This window comes from Methylobacterium sp. yr668 (genome assembly GCF_900116245.1).
Classification (GTDB): Bacteria; Pseudomonadota; Alphaproteobacteria; order Rhizobiales; family Beijerinckiaceae; genus Methylobacterium.
Genome location: NZ_FOZY01000043.1, coordinates 23,034 through 30,114 on the forward strand (window position 1 = coordinate 23,034; position 7,081 = coordinate 30,114).

Below are 7,081 nucleotides of genomic sequence, written 5' to 3' on the forward strand. Positions count from 1 at the left end.
AAGATGGCCTTACGGTCGAGCGGCGTTCCGGAAGCCTGGCAAAAAAAGCGGCTCTTCGAGGCCGACGTGCTTATGAGGCCCGGGGCGTGCGGCTCTCCATCTTGGCGGCGGCCACTGCGCCGACATGCCGGATACGTTTGTGCAGACCGGACACAGGCACCTTCACCGACCACCTTGCAGACGGGGCGGGCCATACGTTTTTTTAGTACGTCGCGCTCCATGCGCGTGCGGTCGAGCTCCCGCCGCAGTCGGGCGATCTCGGCGGCCTGATCGGACGGGGACGCAATTGGGCTTGGTGGCGAGGCGCCCGTCGATCCAGCAGACCGCGGCCCGGGTGAGGCCCCGTTCAGCGTGGCACGCCACTGCCTCAGCATCGAGGGCTGGATCCCAAGCTCGGCCGCGACCTGCATCTGTGGCCGGCCGCTGCTCTCCAGCAGGGCGACCGCTTCGCGTTTGAACTCGGGCGTGAACTCTCGTCTCGTCTTCGCCATCCGACACCTTCCCCGCTCAGCATGAGCGTATCAGAGGTGTCCGCGATGCCGAGGGAGGATCACGATTACGTTCGGCTACTTCAGCCGCTGGCGCGACACAGGGCTGTTTGGCCGGATCAACCACCACCTCGTCATGGCTGATCGCGAGCGTGTCGGGCGGGAAGCCTCGCCGTCCGCCGCAGTGCTCGACAGCCAGACCGTCAAAACGATGGAGAGCGGCGGGCCGCGCGGCTACGACGCTGGCAAGAAGGTCAAAGTCCGCAAGCGCCAAGCGCTGGTCGACCTGGATGGGGCGTGCGCTCGTCCGCGATCCGCAGCCTGCCGACGTGCAGGACCGGGACGGAGCAGTTCCGGTGCTGCGCCTGTCGCGTCGGACCTTCCCGTTCATCGCCAAGGCGTTCGCCGATGCAGGCTATGCCGGCGACAAGCCAGCAAGCGCGACGATCATCGCCGTCGAGATCGTGCGCAAGCCACCGGATCAGGTCGGCTTTGCTGTTCATCCACGCCGGTGGGTCGTTGAGAGGTTCTTCTCCTGGATCAGCCGCAACCGACGCCTCTGGAAGGATCCGGAAGCGACCCTCGTCTCCGCACGAGCCTTCCTCTACGCCGCAGCCGTCATGATCCTCGTCAGGCGCCTCGCCCGATTAGCCTGACTTCTCGGACGGACTCTTAGAAATTGCCTTCAGTGGCGGCGATTGGCGCAGATCCATGACTCCCTCCGTCAGCCGGAGCCTGTGTGAAATATTTAATCCGTTCTGACCCTTCAAAAATCCCTTGCTCGCGCCGGCAGTTGGCCGTCAGCGGGACAGCGACAGAGCATTCGATCTACAGCGCATCGCGATAAAACTCGTCGACGCGTTCAAGGTCTTTTTTGATAAGCGCCGAACTGCTTCTCGAACCAGTTGCGAGATCAGTTAGCATCACATCATGGTAGCCCTTGCGGATATACTCGCGAGCTTCTTCGTACGCTGACTGGGTCGTGTTATGTTTTGTGATTACTGCGCCTGTTCTGTTTGCATATGAGACCGTGAAACGTATCAAAGCCATTCTCCTGATGAAGCTAAGACAAGAAGCCCACCGCGGCGTTAGGCCGGGTGGGCTGTGATGGGTCGGTACTTAGGTAATAGGAAGACACGCGAGCGGGCGATCAGTTCCGAAGGCCACAATCCGACTTCGCCATTTAGGCCCGTATTTCTGCACGATGTCGCGAAATAGGACGCCGCTAGTATTGGTGCGATGCGTTCGCTGGCAGCTATCCTGCCGGGCCGCGCTCTGCTGAGGTGCGGGCACGTTGATGCTTTCAGACCCAATAGAGCAGTCAGCGGACCATCGTCAATCTGAGGCTGGCTATGGCTTTACAAAAAATCTCAGGAGTCTCGGTAGTCGCAATATGATCGCCTAGATACCATATTTACAATGTCAGGCAATAAAAGGTGTTTTGCAATGCCCCGCATGTCGCTCAATACTCGCGGACAATTGGTGGCGCCGAGTTCTAAGAAGGGATCGTCGCAAGTAAATGACAATAATATCTGTGACGAAACAGAGGTAAGCCGAGCGAATTTTGGAGAGCGAACCATGAGTTTCAGATCATCGAAGTTGACGCGAGATATTAACCTCAAGGAAAGCAATTTTGTTGGGAAGGTAAGCTCACCCGCAACTCTCCGCGCGTCAAAAGGAGGAACGTCATGCTGAGTCCGGTTGATGCCTTAAAAGAGCTGCGCGACCAGATGGTGATGAACCGCCGAAAAATCGTGGATCAGCAGGAAAGCATCAAAAATGTGCAGGCCGAAATCGAAGCTATAGATCGGGCCGTTGCGGACGAGGAGTCTATCAGCAGGAAGGCCGGCTCCAAAGCTACATAACCATTGCGGGGGTGCGGCCGGATGCGCAAGCTGCTCCACCTCCGCCATCTGCCGCCTATGGCTCTGCACGACCTCGCGGAAGAGGTTGCCGGAAGTTGCGAATGAGCTATCCCAAAGCGATGCGCCACGCTCTCGCCGTCCTCGTTTTACTCTCCGGTCCGGTTCTGGCGGCGGAGCCGATCGTAGGGCGTGCTTCCGTCACGGACGGTGACACGGTGGTGATCCGCAGCACTCGGGTCCGCCTGCACGGCATCGACGCGCCGGAGAGTGCTCAGCTTTGTCAGGACGCTGCCGGCAAGTCCTACCGGTGCGGGCAAGGGGCGGCGCTCGCCCTGGCTCGCCAGATCGGCGAGGCGATTATCTCCTGTGAGCCGCGCGATACTGATCGGTATGGCCGAACCGTTGCGATATGCCGGAAAGGCGACGAAGACCTGAACGCCTGGATGGCGAGCCAGGGCTACGCCACGGCCTACCAGCGTTACTCCCGCGACTACGTCGGGGTCGAGACCACCGCGAGGGCGCTGAAGCGCGGCCTTTGGGCCGGCACCTTCGATCCACCGTCGGACTGGAGGCGCGCCAAGCGCGCCGGCGGCGTGGAGACCCGGCCGGAGATGGAGAAACTCCCGGCCGCTGCTCCGGCGCCCGTACAGACCGCCTGTGCGATCAAGGGCAAAATCTCGCGCAAGGGCGACAAGATCTACCACCTGCCCGGGACGAGGGATTACGACCGGACCGTGATCACCACGGGCTCCGGCGAGCGCATGTTCTGCAGCGAGGACGAGGCGAAGGCGGCCGGATGGCGAGGTGCGCGCGGCTAACCGCGTATTGTCCGCTCGGCCCCGCCCCGATCTGCTCACGGGGCGGGGAGCGTCCGATCTCACCAGCCTTGAACCGGGGTGGCCTACTGATCTGTGATGTCGATGGTAGCCCGCGCCCGCATCACGAGCTTGCCGTCTTCGTCGTAGGCTCGGGCGCTGCACTCTTTCGACCCGTCGATCGCGCATTCGTCGTGGAGGATCGCCGTCAGTGTCCTCCCCAGCAGGGCGCGTAATGCCCCGCGGCCGGATAGCTCGACGCCCTCGACTTCGTGGCCGTTGGTGGTGCTGATGAAGTAGCGTGACACTCACGCCTCCGTGGTCTGATCCCCCACGCGGCAAACCTGGAGTATCGAGAACGGTTCGACGTGCGGAGACGATACGCACAGCCGCCTGGGTTCACGATGACCGACGGTAGGCCGCAGCCAATGCCACGGAAAGCTCCGTCCGCAGGCCACCATCGCCTATGAACCTTCGTTGCCGACGAAGCTTTCGGTGAAGGCTTTGGTCAGAACCGCCAGCATGCCCTGTACCTCGAGGACCCGGATCCGTTGGCCTCGTGCGGCCGCCCACAGGTCTTCTCGCTGATCAGGATCGTTCGTACACGCCGCACACCGGACTACTTCGTCGGCCAGCTGGTTGAGCGAAGTCGCGCAGATCGACAAAGCGACGATTAGGTCGGTCACAGCGTCAGATGCGGGAGCCAGACGTCTCTCGCTGTCGTCGTTCGCCCTGGAAAAGTCGTGCGGTTCCACGTCCAAGCCTCCGAAATTTCGCCAGCTCGAAGCATGCCGCTTAGTCGGTTGTGTACAACCTATATCAATTGCGCGCAATTTTGACTGTAGGCTCGATCGCCGCGGCGCGTGCCGAGATGAGCCGAGAAGCCTGCATCAGCGCTCGGCCCACGAAAAAGCCCGCCGCGGCGAACCGGGCGGGCTTCTCACCAGAGGCCGTAGTGTCAACGCGGCACCCCCGGCTTGGCGTCGGCTGTTGAGACGGACGCCCGAGGAGATGGTGGCGGCCAAAGGGTGAATGAACAACCCCCACGCCGAGCTGCCTCACTCGGCCGCAACAGCAGCCTTCTTCGGCTTGCGGGCGCGCGTGGGCTTCTCGGCCGGTGCAGACGCCGACTCGACCCCTTCTTCCGGCCTCGGGCCTTGGGCGCCTCGGTGATCGTCTCTGCGACCTCCGCCACCTTGGGGGCTGCGTTCCGGCGCAGGTTGCCGAGGCCAGTGTTCTTTGCCAGGGCCGAGCGCATCTCGGAGTAGCTCGGGGCGGTCATCGGGTAGTCGACCGGCAGGCCCCACTTCGCCCGGCACTCGTCCGGGGTGAGGCCCACTTCCCTCAGATGCCGTTTCAGGGTCTTGTACGGTCGGCCGTCTTCGAAGCTGATCAGCGCGTCGTGCGTGATCGACTTCCGGATCTGGCTCGGAGTGGCACGGTCGACCTTAGACTCAGCCGGGGTAGCGGGGTTACTCAATCCACTGAGCGTGCCGTGGATCGCGGACAGAAGCGCCGGCATTTCGGATGTAGGCACAGAGTTCTTCGAGACGGAAGCGGACACGATATCGGCCGTGAGCTCGATTAGGTTGCTCTGATCGGGAGCCAAGGTTGATGTAGCGTCGTCCAATGATGCCTCCTGCGAATTGGGCGGAGACCCACGCAGCAACACCGATGGCGTATCTACGAGATAATATCAGATAACTTTGGATATTGACCGGTTCTAAGATCAGCTGCTTGGTTAAATCGACGCATCAAGGTGGATGCGGCACGACATGTCCGCCTCATTCAAGAGGCTGAAGTTCTGTCACAGCATTTTAGGCCGTGACTGCCCGCGGTGCGGCTTCGCTGATCTAAGAGGTAGGCCAGCGCCGGCAGGGCGCGGGCAGCCGCAAACCATGAAACGAAAGAGCCTCGCGCGGGGGTACCGGCGAGGCTGAAGTCGGGAGGAGCTCGGGCGTCGCAAGCGGCGGCCCAGCGCACGAAAAAACCGCCGCGGCCCGAGCCGGGTGGTTTGAGAGGGTCTACGCTTGGGGATCGGTCTCCGCGCGAGAGACCGCGCAGTTCGGAGCGCTTGAAACGATGAAAGGCGCCCCGGCCGAAGCCAGGGCGCCATGTCGAGATAATGAGCGCTTGGTGCGCCGGTGTTGCAAAACTCAGCGCCGCGTCGGCGCTCTCGCATCCCGTTCCAGCTCGACCAGCTTCTGGAGGTCGGTAGCTCCGCCGTCGCTGCCCGGATGGTGGACGAGGCCCGGCAGTTCTTCGACCAGACCTTCTTCTCCGGCCAGACCGTGACACCTGAGCTGGCGAGCACCGGCACCGGCCTGGTAGCTCGGGCCGTGCAGCATTGTGGCATTCGCGACTGGATCGGGGCCGTGCAACGCTTCGACGACCCCCGTCGCCTGTCCGGACTGGATCTACAACAACCGCAATCAGATCGAGCGCCTCTGGGCCAGGCTTAAGGAATGGCGAGCCGTCGCAACCCGTTACGAGAAAACCGCCGCCAGCTTCATAGGCGTCCTCTCCCTCGCCGCAGCCCTCGACTGGCTCAAGCGATGACACGCCGTAGGACGTCCTGGGCGGCAAACAAGGTCGTGGTGCCGTGGCGCTTGTAGTCGTGGGTGCGCGTCGTGGGCTGCCCCGGCTTCATCGGCAACGGGTCCTGCGTTCGGGCCAGCGCCTGGATCTGCGACTTCTCGTCGACGGAGAGCACCACGGCATGAGCTGGTGGATCGACGTAGAGCCCGACCACATCGCGCAATTTGGCGGCGAAGGCCGGGTCGTTGGAGAGCTTGAACTGCCGCGCCTGATGCGGCTGCAGGCCATGCCCGCGCCAGATCCGCTGCACCGACGAGACGCTGATGGATGTGGCCTGGGCCATGGCAGCTGCCGTCCAATGCGTGGTCTCGCCGGGCGGATCAGCCTGGGTCAGGGCCACCACGCGCGCCGCAACCTCCGGGCCGAGCGGCGGGATGCGGGCTGGCCGTGTCTTGTCGCGAAGGAGCCCAGCGAGACCCTCTCGCGCGAAGCGCTCCTGCCAGCGCCAGACCGCGGTCTTGGACACGGCCGCCTCACGCATGATCGCGTGCGTCCCGAGCCCATCGGCGCTCAGCAGCACGATGCGAGCGCGCCAGACATGCTTCTGCGGCGTATTCCGGTCAGCCACGAGGGCGTCCAGTCGAAGGCGATCCGAAGCAGAAAGCGAGAAGGAGATGCCGCTGTGCATCCCGCCAGACTCGCAGGACACAGCCCAAACCGAAACCCGGGACGGACTCAACCGTTAGGTTTTGACCACTAGACATGCCCGTGCAGGTCAGTGTCGATGGATAGCAGCTCGGCGCGGGCCTATCATGCCCGCCTTGCCCGGCCTCGGAAAGCCGCCGCGCCGGATCGGCGCAGATCGCAGGATCACGGCCCCAACCGCCTGCGGCATTCGGATGCCCGAGGCGCCAATTCCGTTCCGAGCGGGCCGTAGCTGGCGCCACGATGAGCGGGTGACGATTGCCGGGTGGCGTAGATCGCAACTTCTGGCTACGGGTACTTATCACCCCTGCACACACCAATGCGATGAATGACCCAGCCGGGCATGCGCGAAAAGCCGTGTGTGGACGCCCCATCGGATTCAAGGGGGTGTTGGAGAGATTTGTGCGCGCAGGATCAGGTGCTGCCGTGTGTCCGGCCTGTTGATGCAGCCATCATCACGGCTGCTGGCCTGTATGGAGAGCGCGGATCGGGTCCAAGTCGCTTTGGCGCGCTCGAGGCGCTTGGCCATTCACTGGTTTTCCCGACCCCGTCTTCTGACCGTTGCGCCATACCTCTCGGCTGACCTTCCCTGCCTCCCTGACGCCTCAGGCCGTGGCGATCACGCCGTGGCCGGAGCTCTGTAGGAGCCGCCATGGGCCATCAAGGCCCA

The 7,081-nt window shown here is 63.0% G+C and carries 6 protein-coding genes and 4 pseudogenes; 4 read left to right on the forward strand and 6 right to left on the reverse strand.

Annotated features, from left to right (window positions below):
- Nucleotides 1-197: 197 nt before the first annotated feature.
- Nucleotides 198-491, reverse strand: a pseudogene (locus tag BM419_RS28585) (transposase); the annotation flags it as partial.
- Nucleotides 492-558: 67 nt separating this feature from the next.
- Between BM419_RS28585 and BM419_RS28590 the strand changes: the two are divergent.
- The 3 genes and pseudogenes from BM419_RS28590 to BM419_RS28595 form a co-directional block, all read left to right on the forward strand.
- A pseudogene (locus BM419_RS28590) lies at nt 559-1,144 on the forward strand (IS5 family transposase); the annotation flags it as partial.
- A 1,032-nt stretch (nt 1,145-2,176) separates the two neighbouring features.
- Nucleotides 2,177-2,353 carry a hypothetical protein gene (locus BM419_RS32640; RefSeq protein ID WP_170863075.1) on the forward strand — a complete coding sequence of 59 codons (177 nt, stop codon included), beginning with the start codon at nt 2,177-2,179 and terminating at the stop codon, nt 2,351-2,353.
- Between the two features lie 101 nt (nt 2,354-2,454).
- The gene (locus tag BM419_RS28595) at nt 2,455-3,171 is read left to right on the forward strand and encodes a thermonuclease family protein (RefSeq protein ID WP_244540902.1); all 717 of its coding nucleotides are present in this window, start codon (nt 2,455-2,457) and stop codon (nt 3,169-3,171) included.
- Nucleotides 3,172-3,254: 83 nt separating this feature from the next.
- On the opposite strand, the gene BM419_RS28600 is transcribed toward BM419_RS28595, so the two are convergent.
- The 4 genes from BM419_RS28600 to BM419_RS32645 form a co-directional block, all read right to left on the reverse strand.
- Complete coding sequence (locus BM419_RS28600) at nt 3,255-3,476, reverse strand: DUF6894 family protein (protein WP_091928428.1); 222 nt, start codon at nt 3,474-3,476, stop codon at nt 3,255-3,257.
- A 156-nt stretch (nt 3,477-3,632) separates the two neighbouring features.
- Complete coding sequence (locus BM419_RS32130) at nt 3,633-3,923, reverse strand: hypothetical protein (protein ID WP_139215731.1); 291 nt, start codon at nt 3,921-3,923, stop codon at nt 3,633-3,635.
- 203 nt (nt 3,924-4,126) lie between these two features.
- Nucleotides 4,127-4,840, reverse strand: a complete 714-nt coding sequence (locus tag BM419_RS33315; protein WP_348273211.1) for a Ros/MucR family transcriptional regulator — start codon at nt 4,838-4,840, stop codon at nt 4,127-4,129.
- A 484-nt stretch (nt 4,841-5,324) separates the two neighbouring features.
- Complete coding sequence (locus BM419_RS32645; protein ID WP_165923062.1) at nt 5,325-5,516, reverse strand: hypothetical protein; 192 nt, start codon at nt 5,514-5,516, stop codon at nt 5,325-5,327.
- Between the two features lie 46 nt (nt 5,517-5,562).
- On the opposite strand from BM419_RS32645, the pseudogene BM419_RS28615 reads away from it, so the two are divergent.
- Nucleotides 5,563-5,727, forward strand: a pseudogene (locus BM419_RS28615) (transposase); the annotation flags it as partial.
- Between the two features lie 7 nt (nt 5,728-5,734).
- Here the strand turns inward: BM419_RS28615 and BM419_RS28620 are convergent.
- Nucleotides 5,735-6,394 (reverse strand): annotated as a pseudogene (locus tag BM419_RS28620) (IS630 family transposase); the annotation flags it as partial.
- Nucleotides 6,395-7,081 lie beyond the last annotated feature (687 nt).

Excerpts from the sequence above, each read along its gene's own strand:
- BM419_RS32645 (WP_165923062.1), bottom strand. The coding sequence starts at position 5,516 with ATGCTGCACGGCCCGAGCTACCAGGCCGGTGCCGGTGCTCGCCAGCTC.
- BM419_RS32640 (WP_170863075.1), top strand. The coding sequence starts at position 2,177 with ATGCTGAGTCCGGTTGATGCCTTAAAAGAGCTGCGCGACCAGATGGTG.
- BM419_RS28595 (WP_244540902.1), top strand. The coding sequence starts at position 2,455 with ATGAGCTATCCCAAAGCGATGCGCCACGCTCTCGCCGTCCTCGTTTTA.